This is a genomic window from Niallia sp. WK069_GA_01 (assembly GCF_983173855.1).
The window spans coordinates 2,961,425-2,985,536 of record NZ_OZ470138.1; the positions used below are offsets into that span (position 1 = coordinate 2,961,425).

A 24,112-nucleotide genomic window follows, 5' to 3' on the forward strand; every position below is an offset into this window, starting at 1 on the left:
GATTAGATGGCATTATAAATAAAGCTGAGATATATTGATTTTCTCAACAATATGAAATGTGCACCTCCCCTATATCCACGTAGAGTATTAGCTGACACATTAGGCAGGTCTCCTGACTTAGGTTCAACGCAACTTACCCCTTCCCATTTCTTTTTTGAAACAGTGGTTTGTACTAAATAAGTTGCTCCCCATCACAGTGGCGGGACCGTGCCGGATTTTAACCGGTCTTCCCTTTTAAACTGTATAACGTTGTACACAGTACCTATAGTGTTATGTATGAAATTTTCAAAAGAAAAATATTCCCTTTTCTTCAAGCAATATCTTCCTTAAGACAACAAGCCTCTCTAAATTTAGAGAGGCTTGTTGTCTTAAGGATTCCTCTCTTATTTTTCAAAGCAACTATGCTTTGCTGGAATTAGCACCTTTTCCAATCAGAATGGTTGCTGAGGCTTCAAAGGGCCAGTCCCTCCACCTCTCATCATAAGAGTTTATATGCGCTTTTTTTAATGTAATTGGATAGTATCACATTTAATAATAGTCTGTCAAAAAGAATTTTCAAAAAAAATGAATTTTCTTTATTATCTTAATGAACCAAAATCAGCAATTCTACACATTATTTTATTGTAAAAAAACAAATACAAGAAAAATCAGTTTATACACAAAAAGAGCACCCATCATAAATGAGTGCTCTTTTTGTGTTTTTACACCTGCTTTATACTAACTTATCTGTTTCGTCTTCTGCATGGTCTGCTTGGTCTGCAAGAAGGATTATTCAAATCACTTCCGCAGTTGTAGTTTTCTACAACGGTTTTATTTACTTCTCTTTCGGTAGTTGGATAATAATGCTCATTACGGTAAACATCTCGATTCACATTAACAACATTGGTTGGATGCACATATCTTACTACATGTTCATTAGTCGTTGTATTAACGATAGTTTCCGTTGGCTCCGTCACCGTTCTTACGTCGTCTTGTGCAGGGGATACATTTGAACAGCCGTTTCTTCTACAGTTTCCATTGTTGACAGAGTTTCGACGGCCATTTCCATTACGCTGATTTCTACTCATTTTCTATTCCTCCTTGTTTTTTGTAATGCCTTACTCTATAAACTATGAAAAAAGAAAAAGCTTGTCCAAGCAAAAAAACTAGATTTGTAAAAATATGCTATTCACATATAGTAAAACGCCTTTTACTTGTTTCTTTATTACAAACTAAAAATTTGACAAAAAATATTATTTGTGCTATAATTTACAGTTAATCATTATAGGTTTATAATAGGATTCTCATGGCCATGAGAATCCTATTTTTGTGTATAAAAAGGAGGCTGCTTTTTTTGAAAATAAGTGAGTCTAGTGTTACTTCATTGGTTTCCGCTTTTAGCAGAGCTTATCATAGTCAGTATGACCATCCATTACTATTTGATGATTATATAGCAAAGGAATTAATCTCCCATCCAGAACAAAAGATGATAAAAGAGAATTTGATTCAAGGAATACATTTTTTCAACAAAGATATTGCCAGCAAATTAAACAATAATGCTGATGAACTTTTAAAATGGATTACACAAATCCAGCTTTCGCCAACTCCTTTAGCACGAGCCTCTTTTTGTGAAAACGTCCTATTAAAAGAAATAGTATTAGGCGCAAAACAATATGTGATTTTAGGAGCAGGCTTAGATACTTTTTGTTTCCGTCATATGCCTTTAAAAGATAAGCTGCATATTTTCGAGGTGGATCACCCAGCCACACAGGAAGGGAAAAAACACCGATTAAAAGAGGCAAATCTGCAAATTCCAGATCATTTGCATTTTATACCAATGGACTTCACAAAGGACTTTTCTTATAAAAAGTTAATAGAAGCAAGTTTTAATGATAAGAAAAAAACTTTTGTTAGTCTTTTAGGCGTTTCCTATTATTTAACAGAAAAACAACTATTTCATCTATTAGAACAAGTATTTGCGCATATACCAGCCGGAAGCTCCATTATTTTTGATTATGGAGATGAACATCTTTTTACAGAAAAAGGACGCTCTAACCGAGTTGAAAACATGGTGAAAATGGCTTCAGCAGGTGGTGAACCAATGAAATCTTGCTTTTCTTATCAAAAAATAGAGAATCTCCTTGAAAAAGCAGGCTTGCTGATTTTTGAACATTTAACACCAGATGATATTGAAAAACGTTATTTTCAATATCGAAACGATTATTTATCAGCCTTTGAAACTATTCATTATATTCATGCAGTAAAAAATAAAAAATGATAAATAGACCTCTCTTCCATGTTTGAAGAGAGGTCCTTTTATATACTTATAATTACTCAAACTTCGCAGTTATAAATTCTTCTTCATGTATTGACGTAACATGGTTTAGAGCAATTAGAAAAGGATGATTGATTCGTCTTTTAGGATGTTTTTTTGCAAATATTATTCCTTATAAATAGGGGCAAGATTCTCGTTTCAGGATGCTCGCTTTCCGTGGGGCTCAGCTTTAGCCGCTTCGGCCCCTGGCCTGCAGGATCTCAGCTGTCTCGCTAATCCCACAGGAGTCTCGCACCTTCCACTTCAATCAAGCAGTTTTTGATCCATTAGTTGCTGTTGTCGAACTGGTAAAAACATCCATCTTATAGAAATAGACTAACAGTGAACATTTTGGGAGAACAACGTTGAATAATAACATAAAAAATCAACCCTACTAGTGTTTAGTCATCATACCTTGTCATGAAATTCGAAGACAAGAACTTATTCTAAAACAGGTTGCTTGTAACGGAGGGTGCGAAGACTCCTGCGGGAAATGTGGGAAGGCTGAGACCCCGCAAGGCAACGCCGAGGAGGCTCAGATCCCCACCCCGCGGAAAGCGAAGCAACCCGTAGTGGAAAGCAACCCCATAAGAAAAGTGCAAGCGCCTTGTTTAGCCCCGAAGAAAAATGTTCTCCAGACTCAAAAAGTGTTTTTTACTTTTAGAGGCTGGAGGCAATACTCACTGGGGCTAGGGCACTGACCGGCTAAATACGCCACGGCCTTATGTCTTCGCCGGCACTTGTACATCCTGTACGGCGAAGCTAGATAGCCTTCACATTTCAAAAAATATATACTTTTTCACCTTTTAAAAAACAAACCTCCCATTTTATTGTTCTAAACCGAGTAATATCAAGACTTGCAAACGAATTTGATGGTGCGAAGTTTGAGTAATTACTAATAGGCAGTTCTGCTAACAAAGAAAAAGAGCTAATCAGCAGAATGACAGCTCTCTCACATCGTATAAAGGAATGGTGTCCTATCATTTAATGCGAATTTTTTGATTTACATATATTACGTTTATATCTTGGATATCTGGATTTAGTTTTTTAATAGAGGTTATCGTAGTATTATACTTTTCAGCAATTTTTGTTAATGTTTCTCCCGCTTTAACAAGATGATAATTTGCTGCTGATTCTGATGAAATTATTTTGTTTTCGGAGGGATTGATCCAGCTGCCAGGAACCTCTTTTTCCTTCGTTACATTTATCATTCCTTGAAATTCATTAAATACATAGTACTTCCCTTTTGCAACAGTTCCCTTTTTATTTCGTTTTGTCTTTGCATCAGCTGCATTTATATAGGCATTCACTGATTTTACGATAGAATAGATCCTCGCTTTTGTCTCTTTCTCTTTTTTCTCTGTCGTTACAGTTTTCGTTGTTTTTTCTTGCTCCCAATGACCAGGACTTTTTTTTATAATATTGCGATCGATTACCACTCCCGCCACTCGAACATCATTTTCATATTGATGCATATGAATAAAATCTGCAACTTGACCACGAGACCAAGCATATGTTTGCCAATAATAATCAACAGTCCCCTTTACTGCATTTATCACTGCATAAGATCCATAAATTCCTATCCGATAGTTCCTTAACGTTTTTTTTACTCCACTGAAATAGGATTGAACAGATTTAAGCTCGGAGGAATACGCATCAAAGTCAACTGCAAAATAGATGGCAGTCATCTTAGGCTGTCCAACTGCTTGTGCATATTCCATCGCCTCTTTCGCATCCACCACTCCCTGCTCATAGGTAAAGTAATCTCCAAAATTGGCACTCTTTTGAAAAATACTAATTAAGCGTAATCCTGCCCCTTGAATACCTGCTGCCTCTGCTTTATCAAATGATTTCCAGCTGTTGTTACCAAGATAGCGAGCGACATACTCAAATCCAGCATCCTTTAGACTTCTTGCTGTTTTGCTCGTTAATTTTGTAGCACAATCAAATCCATTTGCCATACACAACACACTCCTCTACTATTTATTTCTTAAATAGATAAAAGTGCATCTAAAAGACACCCTTTTTATAATTTTCATTGGTAAAATAGGTGAAATGGTATTAGTGCGCCAAAGGTACATTAATAGGTTTTATGATTTTGCTAAAACTTAAATATAAAATTAGATATTTCTATTATTTTCATCATGTTTAAAAATCACATCATTTTTATTTCTAAATAATCCCTTTTTTAAGTTTGTATGCTCCTCTAATTAGGGTACATACAGAATATAGACAATCTCTCTCGCCTTTGTATAGAAAAAACTTAGTTTGGAGGTCTGTTATGACTAAAATCAAGGTATTATACCAAGGGAAAGAATATACCGTTATTTTTCAATACGACTCAGGATTTTATGAAATAAGGCAAATTGACAATAGTAATGTAGTCGAGCTAGTGCATCTTTCTGAATTAACCATATTAGATTAGGACTTTGATCTGGAGGGAAAACTCCTCCTTTTCACTTTATTACTATAATAAAGTTTATAACGATAGAATAGGGGGAATCATTATATTATCATGAATTACTATTCGGAGGTTTTTTTTATGTCTTCATTAAAACAGCTTAGCGACAAATTTTTAATTGACGCATACATAGACGCCAGAAAACTCAAATTATCGTCTGACTTTATTCGCATTCTTAGAGAAGAAATGTTTAAAAGAAAATTAAATAGATAATATATCTATTGTTGAAATAAGATAAGATGTAAGTTATTTCTTATAGATAGCCCTAAAACCACTGGGATAATGTAAATGTATCCTTCTATTTGTCTGTGTAATTCTTTTTATTTTCCCTCTTTCTATTACTAATCCTCCCTATTTAGCCATCCATTTATTGAAGGATCTAAGGATAATTATGCTCTATTTAGTGAATATTCTGCTGATACCTGTAAATACTATCTGTAGATGAAGAAAAAGGATGATTATATATGGAGGACCGATTACAACAATTTAATCAGTTTGTTGAACAACGTAAAGCTTCAACAGAAAAGCTAATAACGTATTGGCATACATATTCAGATATTCATACATGGCAATTTTGGTTTATTCTAGCCATGTTAATCATTCCATTGATCATATTATATATGAAAATCGATCGTACAAAAATTTTCCACATTTGTTTTTATGGGTACACGATCCATCTTTTCTTTAGCTATATGGAATTAATCGGGATAAATAAAGGGAAAATTGGCTATGCCTATCAAATCTTTCCTCAATTGCCAAGTTTCTCACTAGACTCTTCGTTAATACCAGTTGCATTTATGCTTGTCTATCAATGGACATTAAATCACCAGAAAAATTATTTTTTATATACGATAGTCACTGCCATTATATTTTCCTTTCTATTCAAACCGTTTCTTGCCTGTATAGGAATATTAAAATTATATAATGGCTTTAATTTTCTTGATATATTTTGGGTTTATCTTCTTGCTCTCTTTATAGGAAAAATCTTCGTATCCCTATTTCTAAAATTACAGAAGCCAGTAAATGATTAATTCAATTTCAGAAAAAACGGAGCACAACAGAAACATTTGCTTCTTTATTTCCCCTTTTCTATAAATTTTCTCAGCAAGTTAAGGTCGTTTTGTTATAAAATTCGGGTAAAAGAAAGGTGTAATTACATGGATTTTCCTACCATTCAAACGAATTTTTGGGATGCTGTGATTGCTGTACCTGCTGTCATGATCATCACACAATTACTGAAGATTTTTCTCAAAATACATAAAAAGTACGTTCCAACAACTGCACTTATCATCGGACTTTTTATTTCTGTCTTTATAAGCCACCGTCATTATCTTGTTGCTGGATTGTTTATGGGGTGGTTTTACGGGTACGCGGCAATAGGCTCCTATGCCTCTTTAAAAACAACGATATTGTCTTTCTTTAAGAAGAACTCAGAATCTTGAAAGAGTAGTCCTTACATCAGCAGAAGTATTTCAGAAAATAAAAATACTTCTTCCATTACGAAATACCGTTATCTTCAAATGGATTATCATACAGATCTATAATTATGCTACTGGCAAATTGAATCAATTCGTCTTCTAAGTACATGCTAGGTGTTTGGCCATTCTCTATTATCATTACGATATAAATTTTACATTCCAGTTTATATTCTTCTTTTAACTGATTTATAATAACAGCTCCTTTTTCTAATGGGTTAAAAATCTGTTCTATCTGTTCCTGCACATCACAAAATTCTTGATATCCAGTACTTAATTCCCACTCTGAATCTTTCCGGTATTACGGGGGTGGGTTTACTTCGAATGAGTTCCCGTTTTTTTGTATGTATGAGTTGGCGTTATTCCTAATTTTTTTGTTATATCACTTATTGAAAATTCCTCACCAAACAAACTGAAATATACTTTTACTTGTGTTTTCTCGATCAATATTATCCCCTCGAATAGCTACTGTTTCTTCATTAGAAATAATCGACATACAATTAAGCTGATTTTCTGTATTAATTTGTTTCATTTATCTCCCCACTTGATTCAACTATACATTCAATTCTCAAAATGGTATAAAAATCCTTTCTCCTATAAATTCCTACTTTTATTTATGGTAAAATAAAGAAAGCAGCTTATGTTTAGAAAGAAGTCAATTTTTCCATTCAGGATAGGAAAGATGAAACCTCTAAAAAGACAAAGTATTATAACTGAATGAAGAAAGCGGTGAATAATATGAAAAAAATTCATGAAACACAAACAAATGAAGATCTTACTAATCAACAGGACAATGATGTTTTTGTTCCACCTGAATTAGATGCATTAGCAAAAAGCACTAGTAGTAAAATGGTAACAAACTATGATATAAAATCACTCCCTAAACCACTTAAGATTATTGGTTATATTATCTTGAGCTTTCTAGTGTTCACAGCTATTGCCTGTATTGTTCTAACTATCTTTTTTTAATACGCATTGAACTTAATAATTTATTTACAAGCCTCTTCTTTTTCCTTAACATGTCAATGCTAAAGTTTAAGTAGTGGGGATAGCATGCGTGGCTATCATGGTATATGGCGAAGGAGGAGCCAATACTTTTTTCTATTTAAAATTTATTTGGTCAAACTTCATTAGTAGATAACCATTATAATAAACTGTTTTTTCTAACAATTCACAAAATAGACAAAAAACCTTATGCTTTAACCATTTCTGATCTGATTTATACGGTTTATAATAAACCTATAAGTGCGTGTTCAAAAAGGAGGAGTTAAAGGATATGGAAGAAACGTATGAATTATGTAAAAAAATCTATAATGAGAATATCCAAACAATCGACAATTTGGCAGGTTATGAATATATTGGTTTACGCTGTGAAGAGAGAGAAAGAGCAATCGGAGAACTCTGTGAATATAGTATACATACTGTCACGAAAGAAAAACTTGACGGAACAATAGTCTGGAATTTATCTGAAGAAGTTACATCTCCCCCTCCATTTATACAAAAAGAAGATGATGTTCCCCTTCACTGTTATGTAGTTGCAGGAAACACCCTTGGTCGCACATCCCATTTACCGCTTGATACAAACGAGCTTGTAATCAAAGGAGCTCTTGTCATTGCTAAAATTTTCTAAATACACTATTAAACTCTTCTTTTTAAAAGGAGAGTTTTATTTGTAAAACTTTCTGTACTTTTAAGAAACTAAACATACCTTTGCTAACTCTCTCCATATTTTTACTAAATAAGAAATTGTACTATCCTTCCTAACGTACTAGTTTAGAATTGTGACAAAATTTCTATTTTAAAACAGAAATTTATGGTATAATTCCCTAAAAAAAGGAGACTATCATGAGACAGTATCTATTAACAACAACAAGAACACCTGAATTTAACAATGAATTTGTACAACCACACTATGATTTTTTAAACAGCCTTAAAGAAAAAAAACAATTAGAGGCATATGGCCCTTTTGGTGATGGATCTGGCGGAGCCTACCTCATTACATGTGGTTCACTAGATGAAGCAACTAAAATCGGAAATTCTGATCCATTAATGAAAAGTGGTTCTTCTACTGTCATTATTAAAGAATGGAAAATTAAAAAATAATAAACGGAGGAGATACATTCTCCTCTTTCTTTCACACTTCTCTCTTGTAATTTCCCCCTTTCGTTGATAAATATTGAAAAAATAAAATATTACATATGTTTTTATTGTAAATAGAAAAGAGGACGAAATGAAATTACTTAATGAACCATTATATCCGCCTGTTTCTCCATTCGATTGGGAAATGGAGTTATTTCAATCGAGATATGTTAGACGTCTCAAGCATTTGGCTCATTTTGGTGCTGGTTCCTTTGTATCGTCTGTTACACACTCCCGATTTGAACACACCATTGGAGTATGGAAATTAGCTGCTTATTTTTTTCCTAAAGATAATTCATTACGAGCTGCGGCTATTCTGCATGATATTGGCCATCTTCCTTTTTCCCATTCTGTTGAACGAATCCTTGGTTTTAATCATCATTCATTAACGAATCAATATATACAATCTGAACAAATAAATCACATTCTTTATCAAGCTGGTATGAATGCTGATGAAATATGCACTATTTTAAACCGCGATTCCTCCTTAACTGGAAGTAAAGAAATTCTTGGTTTCGATCACTTGGACAGCTTTTTTAGAGATAATTATATGGCTGGCACACTTGATAAGTCTCCTATAGAATATTTACAAAAAATCACATGTACGGAGCAAGGAATAGAAACGGATTCTGTCACCGCACAACATTTAATGAAGCTAATTATTTTAGATAATACTTTTATCCATTCTCCTCTTTTATTAGCTGCAGACCGATTATTAGCAGAGGCCGTCAAATTGCATTGGAAGGAAGAAAAAGAAGGCTTCTCCAGTTTAATAGATGCAGAGGTTATTACCAAATTAAAACATTCACCAATTGAAAAAGTTAAAAATATAATCGATGTTTTACTATTTCATCCAAGTAAAATTTATATAACGGAAACCCATACAAAAAAAGGATTAGAAATTAACAAAGGAAAAGTATACAACAAACAGCCTCTTGTCAATGGCAGACCATTTGCAGAAACAACAATTGGAAAAACATGCAATTTACAGCTTGCTTCCTTGTTAAAAGAATACACAGTGACTATTATTTAAGTACCTATTCCCCCTACTCTATGGCAAAATAGAAAACAGCCCAAAACGGAACGACCGTCTTTTTTGCTGATGACATTAGCCTAAAATCCATTTTACTATAGTGATTGTTGTTGTTTTTTGGATTCTTATCCTTAATTATGCTAGTGTAATTTTGTATAAGTGTACTCTACTAAGCTATCTTTTTTTCTCAGCATTCGCCAAAAAAACGAAGACTCCTCTGTTGTCGATTACAATCAACTACTACATTTACTGAAAGGTGATTAAAAATGTTACATGGTACAGCTGTCTATTTAAAGTTATTTGAACTATCAGATGCAGAAAATTTATTAAAATTACAGCTTCATAACAAAGATTTTTTTGAACAATTTTCAATGGAGCGTCCCTCTAACTATTATTCGTTAGAAAACCAAAAAAATTTGATAAAAAATTGGGAACTTTCATCTCAAGAAGATAGCATCTATCAATTTGGGATTTTTCAAAAAGAAACTAATCAATTACTTGGTACGATTAACCTTTTTCAAGTCACCCGTGGCTCCCTTCAAAGTGCCATCATTGGATACTTCCTTGATTTAGAACAAAATGGAAAAGGATACGCTTCAGAAGCTGTTAAACTATTAATCGAATATGCTTTTAACACCCTCAAGCTTCATCGGATTGAAGCAGGAGTAATGCCGCATAATATTGGTTCTATTAAAGTTTTAGAAAAAAGCGGCTTTCATAAAGAAGGAATCGCTAAAAAAAATGTCAAAATAAATGGAAAATGGGAAGATCATCAAGTATTAGCCATTATTAATCCCAATGATTGAAGCCACAACAAAAATTTAATCCAAGCTTAGAATTAGCTTTAAGAATATGCGTGTATTTCCAATGTAAAGTAGAAGATTTATTTAAATTAGTCGAAACGGAGGACGATAAATAATGAAAAAATCCAATATAATCTCAACAATTGTTGTTTTATTTTTAGGTCAATTATTTGTATTTTTAGGAAACGGTGAAGAAACTCGTTCTGAATCTCTCTTCACTGGCTTAGTTTGTTTCGTAGGTGCAGTCATCATTTATTTCTTAATCTTGCTAATCACAGGAAAACTCAAAAAAAATAATTCAACACCTTTACCTGAAACAGACGAAAGAGTTCAGCAAAATAGCCTTAAATTTTTCGCCCAAATGCTTGGATTATCTCACATTATTGCTGCTGTAATAGTGATTATTTTAATGGTTACAAACCAATCTGTAATCCAAACAGAATACATCCTTTATTATGTAGTTGCAGTTCTTTTTTTAACTATGATTATTGGAGGTTCAATTATTAGAAAACTATAAAAAGGGAGCAGAAATTTCTGCTCCCTTTTTTTTATAAAATTAGTCTACCCAAGCACAAGCTGCATTTGCACCATAACCGCAACCAACCGTTGCTAATCCCCAGCACAATGGAGTACAAATTAACGCACCAGGTCCGAGAGTCATACATCCGGCAGCACAACCACTAATTGAACCCGCTACTCCCAAACCACAAATCGCAGATACTAAAGCTTTACATTCAGTTTTGGAAATTTTATTAGCTTGAATATCATTATCAGCAATAACTTGTTGAATCGCTTGACCATTTTCGAAGTAAATTAGATCAAATTTATCAGGATTTTGTTGAACATGTTAATGCTGAATTTCAAAAAGTAATACGTCTTCGTGAAGTTGATGGTTTTACAGTGGATCAGGAAGCTTTTATTAGAGAAATAAAAGCTAATGATGGTGAAAAGGATGTTGTTTTTCTTACTGTTACTCGTGTTGTAAAAAACAAAGATCAAGAGAAGTTGGGGAAGTTGTTTACATCAACACTCCAAATGAGGAAACAGCTTATTCTAATTATTCCTCCAACAAGTACTGCTTAACACTAATACGTATCAGCGTAAAAAAGGTTTCAACACATAAGTTGATGTGCTATAAAGGTTAATGAAGTTATCCTACAAGTTAAATTATGGTCGTTCTGTTAATATTATTAATCATTCCATCTGCATCGAAGTTAAGCAGTTTACCACAAAAATAAAAAAGCTATCCATTAGCCAAGCTTACTGACAAAATGGGATAGCCTTTCGAAGAAGAATTAATTTTTATTAAGCTTTTCTTGGTAATAGCCCCAAGCGGATAAAGCCCATGCTGAAATGACGTCACCGATAAAATACAATAAACCGGCAATCAGTCCCATCGCCATCAACTCTTTCTATATGATTATTGCATTTCACAGAAATGAAATCCATTATTATCCTTTTAGCAAAGAAAACGTTATACCAGAACTAATAGAAGTGTAGACAAAGCCAATGATGCGAGTGATAAACCTAACTTTTTCTTTTTCATCATTTCTTGTTCCCCCCCCATGATTTTTTAATGAATTTTTACATATAGGTACAATTATCTAAAAAATTAGAAAAACCTTCTTTATTATGGTTAATATTTGAAATATTTATTCTATTTTTTGGAATCTGTCTTTTTCTGTCATAATGACTTCAAATAAAGTTTAGATCAAAGAAGAATTGCTTTTTTGTTAACAAACAAAAAATGGAGGTTACAAGAGTAGATAGAAATAATAGAATTTTAATCATAAAATACTTTTTTTGGAATATCATGAATTATGGGTAGTCGTTTCAGAGATTTTAATGAATATTTTTTTATTTTATATAGATGAATCAATTTCATAAATTAAACCCTTAGAGCCGCAAGCTATCTGAGGCACAAAAAAAGGAGTACCTCCCCAAAATGTCGAAATAAGTAAGCACCACACAAACTTATGAGACTGGAGGAAGACTCCCTATGACTATTATACGACAAGGAAGCCTGTTTGGCCTACAAGAATTATATGATTTAGAACCTACCCAACGTTTTGAAGCTATTTTTTCTTCTATTGACATGGAACCAATCTTCGCTGTGGTAACGAAGAAATCACGTTTTGGAAGACCCGTTGAGTTGAATTATGTAGCGATGATTTGTTCACTCGTTGCTAGAATCACAGAGCGTATTCCATTTATTAAAGATTTAGTGAAAAGATTACAGAATGACATGATTTTTCGCCTCGATTGTGGCTTTTTAGTGTCCGATACTATTCCGTCAGAAGCAGCTTATTCCAGAATGGTCACCATCCTCAGTGAATCGAATGTACTTGAAAAAGTCCAAGGAACCTTGCTTCATCAAGCGATTTCAGAAGGCTTTATTTCCGATGATACAGTAGCCATTGACGCTACTCACTTTCTCGCAAAAGATGCAGCACCACCAAAGGAAGAACAACCGAAAAGTGAACCAAAAAAGCGTGGGCGTAAACCAAAAGAAGAACAGGAAAAATGGCTCATCGAAAAAGCGGAATGGAAAGCCAATCTGCCTCTTTTTGATAAAAAAATCGAAGATCAGTTAGCCATTCCTTTAGCCGAACTTCGAGCTGAAATTCCTCAAGATCCACAGTGGGGTGTGAAGAAAAACAGCGAAGGAAAAAACGTTTTTTGGTATGGATTTAAAGCTCATTTGGCTGTTGGAACATCCAGTCAATATATTCTTCAATCCCTTCTTTCATCGGCTAACTTGAATGACGGAAAGGCTGCGATTCCTTTATTAAAAGGAATTCACGAACGACTATCACTTTCTTCTTTACTCTATGAAACAATGGACGCTGGTTACGATTTTGAAGCCATTTATACGCAGATACATCGAATGGGTCATCGAGCTGTGATTGCTTATAATAAACGCAATGAACCAGAACCAATTGGTTTTGATAAGCATTTCGCTCCTACTTGTGTCCGTGAACATTCCTATCGTTATGATAGCTTTGATGGTAAATATGAAACACTAAAATACACACGTCCAAACGAATGTATGGACTGTCCATTAGCCAATGATGGTCTATGTCAAAAGGTGTATAAAGTAAAAATCACTACCGATTTAAGAAAATATACAGCGCCAGCACGTGGATCTCAAATATGGAATAAGATCTTCAAAAGACGCACGGCGGTAGAACGTGTGAATGCTTATCTTAAGGGATATTTTCAATTAAACAATGTTCGTTATCGTACAGGAAAAAAGGCTAAAGTCCATTTTGACCTCGTTACGTTAGTTTATAATGCTTCAAAATTAGCTGCAGATCGTCTGAATCAAATGTCCAATCAACACCAAGTTGCTTAATCAAAGTAAAAAAAATTAAAAGCATTTAAATTCTGCAAGTTTTTGATTTTTTAAAAGTTGGACTTATGAAATTGACTCAGATGAATCAATTTCATAAATTAAACCCTTAGAGCCGCAAGCTATCTGAGGCACAAAAAAAGGAGTACCTCCCCAAAATGTCGAAATAAGTAAGCACCACACAAACTTATGAGACTGGAGGAAGACTCCCTATGACTATTATACGACAAGGAAGCCTGTTTGGCCTACAAGAATTATATGATTTAGAACCTACCCAACGTTTTGAAGCTATTTTTTCTTCTATTGACATGGAACCAATCTTCGCTGTGGTAACGAAGAAATCACGTTTTGGAAGACCCGTTGAGTTGAATTATGTAGCGATGATTTGTTCACTCGTTGCTAGAATCACAGAGCGTATTCCATTTATTAAAGATTTAGTGAAAAGATTACAGAATGACATGATTTTTCGCCTCGATTGTGGCTTTTTAGTGTCCGATACTATTCCGTCAGAAGCAGCTTATTCCAGAATGGTCACCATCCTCAGTGAATCGAATGTACTTGAAAAAGTCCAAGGAACCTTGCTTCATCAAGCGATTTCAGAAGGCTTTATTTCCGATGATACAGTAGCCATTGACGCTACTCACTTTCTCGCAAAAGATGCAGCACCACCAAAGGAAGAACAACCGAAAAGTGAACCAAAAAAGCGTGGGCGTAAACCAAAAGAAGAACAGGAAAAATGGCTCATCGAAAAAGCGGAATGGAAAGCCAATCTGCCTCTTTTTGATAAAAAAATCGAAGATCAGTTAGCCATTCCTTTAGCCGAACTTCGAGCTGAAATTCCTCAAGATCCACAGTGGGGTGTGAAGAAAAACAGCGAAGGAAAAAACGTTTTTTGGTATGGATTTAAAGCTCATTTGGCTGTTGGAACATCCAGTCAATATATTCTTCAATCCCTTCTTTCATCGGCTAACTTGAATGACGGAAAGGCTGCGATTCCTTTATTAAAAGGAATTCACGAACGACTATCACTTTCTTCTTTACTCTATGAAACAATGGACGCTGGTTACGATTTTGAAGCCATTTATACGCAGATACATCGAATGGGTCATCGAGCTGTGATTGCTTATAATAAACGCAATGAACCAGAACCAATTGGTTTTGATAAGCATTTCGCTCCTACTTGTGTCCGTGAACATTCCTATCGTTATGATAGCTTTGATGGTAAATATGAAACACTAAAATACACACGTCCAAACGAATGTATGGACTGTCCATTAGCCAATGATGGTCTATGTCAAAAGGTGTATAAAGTAAAAATCACTACCGATTTAAGAAAATATACAGCGCCAGCACGTGGATCTCAAATATGGAATAAGATCTTCAAAAGACGCACGGCGGTAGAACGTGTGAATGCTTATCTTAAGGGATATTTTCAATTAAACAATGTTCGTTATCGTACAGGAAAAAAGGCTAAAGTCCATTTTGACCTCGTTACGTTAGTTTATAATGCTTCAAAATTAGCTGCAGATCGTCTGAATCAAATGTCCAATCAACACCAAGTTGCTTAATCAAAGTAAAAAAAATTAAAAGCATTTAAATTCTGCAAGTTTTTGATTTTTTAAAAGTTGGACTTATGAAATTGACTCAGATGAATCAATTTCATAAATTAAACCCTTAGAGCCGCAAGCTATCTGAGGCACAAAAAAAGGAGTACCTCCCCAAAATGTCGAAATAAGTAAGCACCACACAAACTTATGAGACTGGAGGAAGACTCCCTATGACTATTATACGACAAGGAAGCCTGTTTGGCCTACAAGAATTATATGATTTAGAACCTACCCAACGTTTTGAAGCTATTTTTTCTTCTATTGACATGGAACCAATCTTCGCTGTGGTAACGAAGAAATCACGTTTTGGAAGACCCGTTGAGTTGAATTATGTAGCGATGATTTGTTCACTCGTTGCTAGAATCACAGAGCGTATTCCATTTATTAAAGATTTAGTGAAAAGATTACAGAATGACATGATTTTTCGCCTCGATTGTGGCTTTTTAGTGTCCGATACTATTCCGTCAGAAGCAGCTTATTCCAGAATGGTCACCATCCTCAGTGAATCGAATGTACTTGAAAAAGTCCAAGGAACCTTGCTTCATCAAGCGATTTCAGAAGGCTTTATTTCCGATGATACAGTAGCCATTGACGCTACTCACTTTCTCGCAAAAGATGCAGCACCACCAAAGGAAGAACAACCGAAAAGTGAACCAAAAAAGCGTGGGCGTAAACCAAAAGAAGAACAGGAAAAATGGCTCATCGAAAAAGCGGAATGGAAAGCCAATCTGCCTCTTTTTGATAAAAAAATCGAAGATCAGTTAGCCATTCCTTTAGCCGAACTTCGAGCTGAAATTCCTCAAGATCCACAGTGGGGTGTGAAGAAAAACAGCGAAGGAAAAAACGTTTTTTGGTATGGATTTAAAGCTCATTTGGCTGTTGGAACATCCAGTCAATATATTCTTCAATCCCTTCTTTCATCGGCTAACTTGAATGACGGAAAGGCTGCGATTCCTTTATTAAAAGGAATTCACGAACGACTATCACTTTCTTCTTTACTCTATGAAACAATGGACGCTGGTTACGATTTTGAAGCCATTTATACGCAGATACATCGAATGGGTCATCGAGCTGTGATTGCTTATAATAAACGCAATGAACCAGAACCAATTGGTTTTGATAAGCATTTCGCTCCTACTTGTGTCCGTGAACATTCCTATCGTTATGATAGCTTTGATGGTAAATATGAAACACTAAAATACACACGTCCAAACGAATGTATGGACTGTCCATTAGCCAATGATGGTCTATGTCAAAAGGTGTATAAAGTAAAAATCACTACCGATTTAAGAAAATATACAGCGCCAGCACGTGGATCTCAAATATGGAATAAGATCTTCAAAAGACGCACGGCGGTAGAACGTGTGAATGCTTATCTTAAGGGATATTTTCAATTAAACAATGTTCGTTATCGTACAGGAAAAAAGGCTAAAGTCCATTTTGACCTCGTTACGTTAGTTTATAATGCTTCAAAATTAGCTGCAGATCGTCTGAATCAAATGTCCAATCAACACCAAGTTGCTTAATCAAAGTAAAAAAAATTAAAAGCATTTAAATTCTGCAAGTTTTTGATTTTTTAAAAGTTGGACTTATGAAATTGACTCAGATAATAAAAATAATAACGTTAAGGAGAGTAGACAATGAAAAAATTATTTAGTATAGGACTAGCTATTTGTTTAGTAACATTAAGCGTTTATACTTTTACGGTTCATGCTCAAAATCGGCATACGGATGTACCAAAGTACAATCAAGCCACCCAAAATTTAATATTAAGTCTATTTGGTGATAAACTAAACAAAGCAGTAGGGGATTATTATAATGAAAAGGTAAGCGTAGGCAGTTCTGATTCCATTTTCTTTGATTATGGTCATGGTAACAATACTCCTGTATTTGAAGTAGAACAAGCCGAGAAAGGGCATGAATTGGAAAAACCATTTGTAGTAAAAATTCATGTTACTCCTCAGAAAAATGGAATATTAGGAAGGGATACCATTACTTTTGGAGTAGGATATAAAAATGAAAAAGGAGATCAGGAAATAAAAATGTTAGATTATAAACATGTTTCTCCTTCAGAAAAATAATTTCAACTTATAATTTTTATTAAAAGCTCCGTAATATTTAGTATGCGATACTTCAAGCAGCTACAATGCAGCAGGCCAGAAGTATCGCTATTTTTTTGTGTGGTGTAGCATTCTTTTTTTTTGTTCTCCTAAGTATAATCTCATGAGGGTAGTAAAGGGTCTTCATTCGCTAAAGGAGTAAGAAACCAAGTAGGCTTTCGAGTTGAATGTTTACAAAACAAGAGAAAGCAGATGCATAGAATTGCTTAAGTCCTGCATTTATTGTCTAAATTATTTAAATTAAGAACCTTTTATTGTGTTTGAATCGTTATTCTATCTAATTTATTAACAAGAATTTCTTTTTGATTTTCTACATATTTCATTCCATTTTTTGCAGGTGTAATTTTCTCTACAAAGAACGTTTTCGGAATATGATACCCCAAATCTTTATCATATTTAATCCCTAAATGAACATATGCATGTGAAAAATGCAACTATACATTCAAATGGAGTACAATTTATAAATCACTGTTAATCGGTTACAAACCACTTAATTGTCCAAAATGTACTACTTTACATAAAGTGAAATTCATGTCCAGAATAATAGCTGTACTTACTTGTTTTCTTCCTTTATATTCCTTCTTGTTTATAGTATTTAAGGAATCAGATATTAATTCTATAATTACTATTTTAATTGGTTTACTTATTCCACTTGCCCTCTCTTTTCTGTATCCATTTTATGCAAGTTACTATTCAAAAAGCTAAGGGAGTTATTTAGGGTGAAACCTAACATGTCAGCAAGAAGATACTCTTTCGAAAAAAAGAATCCATCCATGCCCTGAATCTAAACAAAAAGATTTAATAGAGACATTTCACCATTTTGATATGATAAAAAAAGGATAAGAGCAATCAAAAAATCTCCTGTTTTTTTTTGAATTTGAACCTTTTAACTTTTATATCACGTAAATTAAGTTAAACATATTTGCAAGGAGTACGATACTATGAATGACAAGAAATATCTTATTTTTATGCCTCCATTTATCTTTATAGGTTTATTTTTATTATATTATTTACCACCAAATAAAACGCCTTATATATTCCTTATACCAATTATTTTTTGGATTGTTTATTATAAGAAATTCAATAAATAATAGAGAGAATACACCCAAAGTACGAGGAAAGAAATCTCCCCAGCTTATTCTCACTAAATTTGTGTTTTAATATAACGACAGTTTCATACATATATGTATACATTCGTTCTGCTATTGGTTTTAGGAAATTTAAAAGTACATCAAGATAATGAATTTTTAACCCCAAGTTGCTAAATGATAACTTTCAGTTTACATTCGTCAGTAAAATCTAGTTTCTTTTGACATAATTACAACTTATAATATATTTGAATCCATAATAAGGAGAAATATATGAAAACATCTACCCCTTGCCCAAACTGTAATAACTCGCTTACAATTGAACATTTCGAAGACTTTTCATCACCATTTACTATGAAATGTCCGCATTGTAAAGCTAAATTAAAAGAAACAAAAGTAACAGCAATATTAATTTTAATAGCATTAGTCATGATTCCTCTATTTATTTTTCTTGGTGTCACTGTGAAGAACTTTTTAATTAACTTCTTTCCTGTGGTGGAAAAAATCCCGACAGCAATAGTTTTCCTAGCTTTTTGCTATCCCGTTTATGCTTTATACGAAGCTTTCAATGCTGTTATTATCTTTAATAAAGGAAACTTACAAGTAAAAAAACATCAGTAGTATTTCTAAGCGTGATTCTTTCACGCTTTTTTATTAGTAATAGAGCCATTCTCTCCTCTTATACTGTTGTTATCTATACTGACGTAGTGTTAAGTTTTTAGAAATGGTTAATTCCGCACCATCTTGATTGGAAGAAAGATGCCAATCTGTATTGTTTAGCATACGTGTAATTGCTTATATAAGTTTATGAAAAAACAAACGAAAATTAGTGAGAGGGTGTGTGATTATGAACAACGAATCAAAATTTAATGGAAAATCTATCGTTTATTCAAAGTATCGTCCAGATTATCCGGAACAATTAGTAATCGATTTAATAATTGAAAATAAACTAAATAAAAATTCACTGATAGCGGATATTGGATCTGGCACCGGTATCTTCACAAAAAAATTATTAGATTTCAGCTTAAATGTTTATGCGGTTGAACCGAATGAAGTAATGCGTAACGTCGCCGAAGATAAACTGCAGGAGTATAAATGCTTCACTTCAGTAGAAGGTTCTGCTGAAAATACAACATTGCTTGATAGCAGTGTAGACTTCATAACTGTAGCCCAAGCATTCCATTGGTTTGATTTGGAAAATTTCCAAAGAGAATGCCAAAGAATACAAAAGAATGTTGGTAAAGTGGCAATCATTTCAAACGAGAGAATCACAGAAACTTCTATCAATAAAGAAATTGCCGATACCTATCAACGTTTCTGTCCGAATTTTAACGGGTTTTCTAATGGAACACTTGCCTTCCAAGATGTATACGATGCATTCTTTAAAGAAAATTATTCAGTAAAGACTTACAATAACCCGCTGCTATATAGTAAGGAAAATTTTATTGGCCGTCATTTATCCTCCTCTTTTTCTCTTACTAAGGATGAAGAATTGTATCCAATGCTTGTTGAGTCATTGAGCGGCATATTTGAGAAATATAGCAAAAACGGCTATCTAACTTTGCCTAACATAACTAAATGTCGATGCGGTTTTGTTAACAATAGTGATTTCAAATAACAAAATGAAAGAAATTTCCACTCTTCTACACTTCTGTTTGATAGGACTATTATGAATATGGCAACAAATTTTTCCTAACAAAAAAAGAAGGAATTTTACGCCTTTACAGCGATTCCCTTCTTTTTTATGAAAGTTCTTATCTAAAAGTTTCTTATATTCCATCTTCATTTAAATAAATTCTTTCTGTCTTGTCTTTTGTAAAAATTTGATATTCTTGATAAACAGCACTATCATTTTCATGTAAGGAATAGACTTTATTTGTTCTAAGCAAGTCTTTTTCTTCCTGACTTAAATCATTGTATGTTATTCCATACTCCGATCCTGGTCCAGCGTTTTTCCAAGGCATAAAATCCATTGGACGATATAATTCAAAAAAAGTATTAAACTGAATTTTTGGATGAATAACTCCACTTGCCAATATTGCCCGTTTTTTGCCATATTGAACATCTATTTTTGAAATGGTATTAAATTCGATTAATGAATTGCTCCAATTCATCATGCGAATCGCATCATTCCGCATATTTTCTATAACATTATGGGTCACAGATATGTTTTCATGGTAGTTGCCTTCCGAATATTTATGGGTTCCTATTGCTCTATCCAGCTGGTTAAAATAATTGTAAGAAATATCTACATTCTTATTCGGTGTTCGATCAAATTTGCTCCACACTTGACTATAGCCTTGTGTAGCCTTGTCAGGTGTATCTAAATTAATCGCCTCCTTGACATTATTTACAGATGGAATAGAAAATTCAAAAATATTATTTTTTACAGAAGCATTTTCCGTCGCATCCATTTCAATAAAATGACCACTGTTCATATTTTTAAAATGAATATTTTCAATGCGGACATTTTGATTATGTCCTGTGATAATAGCAATTGAGTTTTCAGCGTTTTTCAGATCAATAACTGCTTTTCCTTCTCCAATAATCGCAATATTTCTCTCGCCGTCATATTGACCGTATACTCCCTTTTTATTCGACAAAGATGGGCGAATAAATTGAAACATCGATTTAGCAGCCTTATAATTTACTTTCCCTGTTGATGTTGCTTTTTCTAATACCACGCCATCTTGTAAAATGATGGTTACATCAGAAGGAACAAACAATGCATTCGTTATTCGATAAGTGCCTTTTTTTAGTGTCAGCACACCGCCGCCTTTTTTCTCTAACTCTTCTAAATAAGATTGAATAAGGAAAAATTGCTTTGTATTTTTTGTATAATAGCTAGAAGACATATACTTTTTATGTATTGGTTTACTCGCAGGAGAAACTTCATATAGAACCGGTTCCTCCGCCTGCGCAAAAAGTGGTTGCCATGCAGCAAAAACTAGAACTAAAACAATAAGCGACAAAACTTTTTTTATCATGCCATTTCCTCTCCTTCCATCTATTATTCTCATACGTTTTTAAACCTAATAAAATAAGTATAGCATAGATTTCCACAACAAAAACAATTCTTTTATGTACTCACCAAATTTTCAGAAAAATCACCTTTACAGTATCGCTATAGACTTATACTCTAGTAAAACGAAAGAAATAGGCGGTTTTTTTTAAATAGGACTAAATCGGAACTACCCAAAAGTTCCCTTATAATTACCTCTTTAAAACAATATAATTCATTTAATACCCCTCTTTTTTTTATCATCCATGTATTAACAAAGAGTTTACAAATATTCCTTATAACATTAACATAGTCATGATATGGTTATTATAGTGGGGATAGCGAGCGTGGCTATCATGGTATTTGGCGTAGGAGGAGCCTGTACTTATTGCTTTCAACATACTATATATAGTGATTTTAATGAGCATTTATTGAAATATCTAAAAAACATACATAACGAGCTGCTGCCTATTTTCTACTCAGCACACGAAAAAAGACTGCAAAATGTCAGACTCGCATGATGCAAATCAATCGGCATTGTCAAAAGAAAATGTGGAGTGCTTAGTTGATTTTCCATGATTGTAAAGTTAGTCTATTTTTCTTCCACTTACTTAGCCGTTTAACCTCTTCTCATTTGGATAAGAGCACTGCAACAAATAGGAAGTGATGAAGAGAGCGAGGTTTTTTTCAGGTAGAACCTATAATAAAAATCCGCATCACCTCACATGAAAAGAGGCAGATTCCAATACTTCCAGCAGGGAGCAGCTAGAGACTCCTATGGGATTAGCGGAAAAGGGGAGAACCCCGCAGAAGCAATACTCTGAAGAGGCTCTGATCCTATCCTATGGAAAGCGAAGTGTATTCCGGCTGCGCACTATATAAAGGTGTGCATTATCTTTTTTAGGTTGGCTTCTGGAACTATTTATTTTCTTGCTGGTTTTGCGATCGATCCCATTGAACAGCCTATAAAACAAAATATTATGCGTGCCTTTAAACTAAAAAGCTTCCAGCAATGCATATAATAAACTTTAAGCAATGTAATACAACAATTCAAGCACACGAAAGAATAAGCAATACTCTCCCATTTCTAAAAGAAATTACCGTGTAGAAAATTGGCACCTCACCGTTTTTTCATCCTACCAAAATACATAACCAGCTGTTTCTGTTATTTTATACCACTGTTCTCGTGTCATCTGTACCCCTTTTAGAGAATGAAGTGCTTGTTCAATGCGTAATTTCTTACCTGTCCCTAAAACGATAACAGGGTTGGATGCATGCATAAATAGCCATTTATACACCACTTCCTCCAACGTTTCCACGCAAAGCTCCTCTTTTATTTCCTGTAAAACATTCATAATTTTCACTTCAAAGTCAGTGGATGGTTGAAAAATTTTTCCTCCTGCCAGAGGCGACCAAAACATTGGATGAATTCCTTCTTTTAAACAATGTGTCATTGTTCCGTTTTTAAAGTTTTCGATGCCCAATGGATTAAGTAAAAATTGATGTGTAACAAATTTTTCATCAATATATTTCTGGAGCATATCAAATTCTAAAGGGTTATGATTGGATAAGCCGAAATTTTTCACCTTTCCTTCTGTTTTTAGATCCTTTATCGTTTCATTTAATTCCTCTGGTTTAACAAGCAAATCATGCATGTGAAGGAGCAGCAAATCAATAGACCCGCATTTTAAATGTGCTAGAGATTTATTTACTTGATTCATAATATAAGCTCGATCGGAATTAAAATATCTCGTTTTAATAGTTGGATTCTCTTTATTGGGAACACAGATAGAACATTTGGTAATAATTTGGATTTTTTCTCTCAGTGAAGGTTTTCTTTGCAAAACTTCTCCAAATAATGCTTCATTATGGTGATTGCCGCCATATATATCCGCATGATCAAAGGTTGTAATTCCTTGTTCGATGCACCATTCCACAAATGCAAGCCTTTGTTCTACACTCCAATTCCATTCATTCATCCTCATACAGCCAATCACTAACTTGGAGATGGAGAAATTATCTTGTAATATTACCTTCATTATAAAAACCCCCACTCTAAACATTTATTTTTCTCTTCTTTTTTACTTTAACAAGTATAAAAACAAGAAGATTTTAATGTTTTTGGAGAAGGTTATTTAATATCTTTGGATACAAATGATATAGGCTTAATTTAAAAAAAATACATCGTCAATCATTTTTTTGTAAATAGCTTATTTAGGTTCTGCAATTTATTTCTTTCCGTACTTTTAAAATACTTTACATAGCAACCTGTTAGTCCGTTGCCTGGTCCCTCTTCTTCCTTATCAAAATCTAATTTAGAATTTCTAACAAATAATAAAATTATATACCTAAAATAACAAATCATCTAATTTATATAAATTTTTTTAGAATTCTAAACAATTCAGTAAGAAAAATGCACCCCAATTATTTAGACTAGAATCTAACAATTGGGAGGCACCTCTCACTAGAGAATTTTTTATTTTCAATTCAAAAGTTCATGGTAATTTTTCTCTAATTTTTTAAATTTCTTATCAAAATTTTTCCTTTTTAATAAGAATAATAGAATCTCTTTTGCCTTTTTTTTATTTCCACTTTGCAAGTAAGAATCAATTACCACATCAAATTCTTTTTTGTAGTAAAAGTCTTCTTCGTAATTTATAAAAGCCTCATTAAAATATGAAACTGCTTTTGAATATTGTTTATCTTTTGCATGCCACATTCCAACTATAAAGTTTAAATC

Annotated in this window: 29 protein-coding genes, 1 pseudogene and 2 riboswitches; of the genes and pseudogenes, 21 read left to right on the forward strand and 9 right to left on the reverse strand. The window is 33.6% G+C overall.

The annotated features are described in order from the left end of the window. Positions 1-85 precede the first annotated feature (85 nt). A riboswitch (cobalamin riboswitch) is annotated at positions 86-281 on the reverse strand. 99 nt (positions 282-380) lie between these two features. Continuing rightward, positions 381-487: riboswitch (SAM riboswitch) on the reverse strand. Between the two features lie 235 nt (positions 488-722). Further along, a complete protein-coding gene (locus AC5LWL_RS14110) occupies positions 723-1,067 on the reverse strand; it encodes a CotD family spore coat protein (RefSeq protein WP_493434899.1) in 345 nt (114 codons plus the stop codon). A gap of 266 nt (positions 1,068-1,333) precedes the next feature. Here AC5LWL_RS14110 and AC5LWL_RS14115 point away from each other — a divergent pair, with 266 nt between their 5' ends. Beyond that, positions 1,334-2,257 (forward strand): class I SAM-dependent methyltransferase, encoded by a 924-nt coding sequence (locus AC5LWL_RS14115; protein WP_493434900.1) that lies wholly within the window; start codon positions 1,334-1,336, stop codon positions 2,255-2,257. Between the two features lie 1,016 nt (positions 2,258-3,273). Here AC5LWL_RS14115 and AC5LWL_RS14120 read toward each other — a convergent pair. Further along, on the reverse strand, positions 3,274-4,254 hold the full coding sequence (locus AC5LWL_RS14120; protein WP_493434901.1) for a glycoside hydrolase domain-containing protein: 981 nt from the start codon (positions 4,252-4,254) through the stop codon (positions 3,274-3,276). Between the two features lie 320 nt (positions 4,255-4,574). Here AC5LWL_RS14120 and AC5LWL_RS14125 point away from each other — a divergent pair, with 320 nt between their 5' ends. From AC5LWL_RS14125 to AC5LWL_RS14140, 4 genes are all read left to right on the forward strand, one after another. Then, positions 4,575-4,718, forward strand: coding sequence for a hypothetical protein (locus tag AC5LWL_RS14125; protein WP_493434902.1), 144 nt, complete (start codon positions 4,575-4,577; stop codon positions 4,716-4,718). A 117-nt stretch (positions 4,719-4,835) separates the two neighbouring features. Beyond that, positions 4,836-4,967, forward strand: a complete 132-nt coding sequence (gene sda, locus AC5LWL_RS14130; RefSeq protein ID WP_493434903.1) for a sporulation histidine kinase inhibitor Sda — start codon at positions 4,836-4,838, stop codon at positions 4,965-4,967. A gap of 251 nt (positions 4,968-5,218) precedes the next feature. Next, positions 5,219-5,785 (forward strand): hypothetical protein, encoded by a 567-nt coding sequence (locus AC5LWL_RS14135; protein ID WP_493434904.1) that lies wholly within the window; start codon positions 5,219-5,221, stop codon positions 5,783-5,785. 126 nt (positions 5,786-5,911) lie between these two features. Next, entirely contained in the window at positions 5,912-6,196 is a 285-nt protein-coding gene (locus tag AC5LWL_RS14140) for a hypothetical protein (RefSeq protein ID WP_493434905.1), read from the forward strand. A 55-nt stretch (positions 6,197-6,251) separates the two neighbouring features. Here the strand turns inward: AC5LWL_RS14140 and AC5LWL_RS14145 are convergent, their stop codons facing one another. The 3 genes from AC5LWL_RS14145 to AC5LWL_RS14155 all read right to left on the reverse strand — a co-directional run bounded on the left by AC5LWL_RS14145 (position 6,252) and on the right by AC5LWL_RS14155 (position 6,761). Continuing rightward, a complete protein-coding gene (locus tag AC5LWL_RS14145) occupies positions 6,252-6,476 on the reverse strand; it encodes a DUF4279 domain-containing protein (protein ID WP_493434906.1) in 225 nt (74 codons plus the stop codon). 68 nt (positions 6,477-6,544) lie between these two features. Then, positions 6,545-6,676 carry a DUF4279 domain-containing protein gene (locus tag AC5LWL_RS14150; RefSeq protein WP_493434907.1) on the reverse strand — a complete coding sequence of 44 codons (132 nt, stop codon included), beginning with the start codon at positions 6,674-6,676 and terminating at the stop codon, positions 6,545-6,547. Then, a complete protein-coding gene (locus AC5LWL_RS14155; protein ID WP_493436699.1) occupies positions 6,630-6,761 on the reverse strand; it encodes a hypothetical protein in 132 nt (43 codons plus the stop codon). The genes AC5LWL_RS14150 and AC5LWL_RS14155 overlap by 47 nt, the downstream gene beginning before the upstream one ends. A 206-nt stretch (positions 6,762-6,967) precedes the next feature. Here AC5LWL_RS14155 and AC5LWL_RS14160 point away from each other — a divergent pair, with 206 nt between their 5' ends. The 12 genes and pseudogenes from AC5LWL_RS14160 (at position 6,968) to AC5LWL_RS14215 (ending at position 17,244) form a co-directional block, all read left to right on the forward strand. Further along, a complete protein-coding gene (locus AC5LWL_RS14160; RefSeq protein WP_493434908.1) occupies positions 6,968-7,198 on the forward strand; it encodes a hypothetical protein in 231 nt (76 codons plus the stop codon). 307 nt (positions 7,199-7,505) lie between these two features. Then, a complete protein-coding gene (locus AC5LWL_RS14165) occupies positions 7,506-7,859 on the forward strand; it encodes a hypothetical protein (RefSeq protein WP_493434909.1) in 354 nt (117 codons plus the stop codon). Positions 7,860-8,074: 215 nt separating this feature from the next. Next, on the forward strand, positions 8,075-8,332 hold the full coding sequence (locus AC5LWL_RS14170) for a YciI family protein (RefSeq protein WP_493434910.1): 258 nt from the start codon (positions 8,075-8,077) through the stop codon (positions 8,330-8,332). 127 nt (positions 8,333-8,459) lie between these two features. Continuing rightward, complete coding sequence (locus AC5LWL_RS14175) at positions 8,460-9,401, forward strand: HD domain-containing protein (protein WP_493434911.1); 942 nt, start codon at positions 8,460-8,462, stop codon at positions 9,399-9,401. A gap of 266 nt (positions 9,402-9,667) precedes the next feature. Beyond that, positions 9,668-10,207: a GNAT family N-acetyltransferase gene (locus AC5LWL_RS14180; RefSeq protein ID WP_493434912.1), complete on the forward strand. Its 540-nt coding sequence runs from the start codon at positions 9,668-9,670 to the stop codon at positions 10,205-10,207. Positions 10,208-10,212: 5 nt separating this feature from the next. After that, positions 10,213-10,320, forward strand: a pseudogene (locus AC5LWL_RS14185) (transcriptional regulator); the annotation flags it as partial. Then, positions 10,320-10,721, forward strand: a complete 402-nt coding sequence (locus AC5LWL_RS14190) for a hypothetical protein (protein ID WP_493434913.1) — start codon at positions 10,320-10,322, stop codon at positions 10,719-10,721. The pseudogene AC5LWL_RS14185 and the gene AC5LWL_RS14190, both read left to right, overlap by 1 nt. A gap of 383 nt (positions 10,722-11,104) precedes the next feature. After that, positions 11,105-11,287 carry a hypothetical protein gene (locus AC5LWL_RS14195; RefSeq protein ID WP_493434914.1) on the forward strand — a complete coding sequence of 61 codons (183 nt, stop codon included), beginning with the start codon at positions 11,105-11,107 and terminating at the stop codon, positions 11,285-11,287. Positions 11,288-12,203: 916 nt separating this feature from the next. Beyond that, the gene (locus AC5LWL_RS14200) at positions 12,204-13,559 is read left to right on the forward strand and encodes a transposase (protein WP_493432662.1); all 1,356 of its coding nucleotides are present in this window, start codon (positions 12,204-12,206) and stop codon (positions 13,557-13,559) included. Between the two features lie 209 nt (positions 13,560-13,768). After that, a complete protein-coding gene (locus AC5LWL_RS14205) occupies positions 13,769-15,124 on the forward strand; it encodes a transposase (RefSeq protein WP_493432662.1) in 1,356 nt (451 codons plus the stop codon). 209 nt (positions 15,125-15,333) lie between these two features. Then, positions 15,334-16,689, forward strand: coding sequence for a transposase (locus tag AC5LWL_RS14210; protein WP_493432662.1), 1,356 nt, complete (start codon positions 15,334-15,336; stop codon positions 16,687-16,689). Positions 16,690-16,803: 114 nt separating this feature from the next. Further along, a complete protein-coding gene (locus AC5LWL_RS14215; RefSeq protein ID WP_493434915.1) occupies positions 16,804-17,244 on the forward strand; it encodes a DUF3888 domain-containing protein in 441 nt (146 codons plus the stop codon). Positions 17,245-17,534: 290 nt separating this feature from the next. Here AC5LWL_RS14215 and AC5LWL_RS14220 read toward each other — a convergent pair whose 3' ends face one another. After that, on the reverse strand, positions 17,535-17,717 hold the full coding sequence (locus tag AC5LWL_RS14220; protein ID WP_493434916.1) for a hypothetical protein: 183 nt from the start codon (positions 17,715-17,717) through the stop codon (positions 17,535-17,537). Between the two features lie 40 nt (positions 17,718-17,757). Here AC5LWL_RS14220 and AC5LWL_RS14225 point away from each other — a divergent pair, with 40 nt between their 5' ends. From AC5LWL_RS14225 to AC5LWL_RS14240, 4 genes are all read left to right on the forward strand, one after another. Continuing rightward, positions 17,758-17,988, forward strand: a complete 231-nt coding sequence (locus AC5LWL_RS14225) for a hypothetical protein (protein WP_493436614.1) — start codon at positions 17,758-17,760, stop codon at positions 17,986-17,988. A gap of 236 nt (positions 17,989-18,224) precedes the next feature. Continuing rightward, positions 18,225-18,374, forward strand: coding sequence for a hypothetical protein (locus tag AC5LWL_RS14230; protein WP_493434917.1), 150 nt, complete (start codon positions 18,225-18,227; stop codon positions 18,372-18,374). 270 nt (positions 18,375-18,644) lie between these two features. Next, positions 18,645-18,992: a hypothetical protein gene (locus AC5LWL_RS14235; protein ID WP_493434918.1), complete on the forward strand. Its 348-nt coding sequence runs from the start codon at positions 18,645-18,647 to the stop codon at positions 18,990-18,992. 226 nt (positions 18,993-19,218) lie between these two features. Then, positions 19,219-19,989, forward strand: coding sequence for a class I SAM-dependent methyltransferase (locus AC5LWL_RS14240; protein WP_493434919.1), 771 nt, complete (start codon positions 19,219-19,221; stop codon positions 19,987-19,989). A gap of 151 nt (positions 19,990-20,140) precedes the next feature. Here AC5LWL_RS14240 and AC5LWL_RS14245 read toward each other — a convergent pair whose 3' ends face one another. The 3 genes from AC5LWL_RS14245 to AC5LWL_RS14255 form a co-directional block, all read right to left on the reverse strand. Further along, positions 20,141-21,358: a glycoside hydrolase family protein gene (locus AC5LWL_RS14245; protein WP_493434920.1), complete on the reverse strand. Its 1,218-nt coding sequence runs from the start codon at positions 21,356-21,358 to the stop codon at positions 20,141-20,143. Positions 21,359-22,508: 1,150 nt separating this feature from the next. Next, a complete protein-coding gene (locus tag AC5LWL_RS14250) occupies positions 22,509-23,411 on the reverse strand; it encodes an aldo/keto reductase (protein WP_493434921.1) in 903 nt (300 codons plus the stop codon). A 443-nt stretch (positions 23,412-23,854) separates the two neighbouring features. Further along, complete coding sequence (locus AC5LWL_RS14255; protein WP_493434922.1) at positions 23,855-24,091, reverse strand: hypothetical protein; 237 nt, start codon at positions 24,089-24,091, stop codon at positions 23,855-23,857. Between the last annotated feature and the right edge of the window lie 21 nt (positions 24,092-24,112).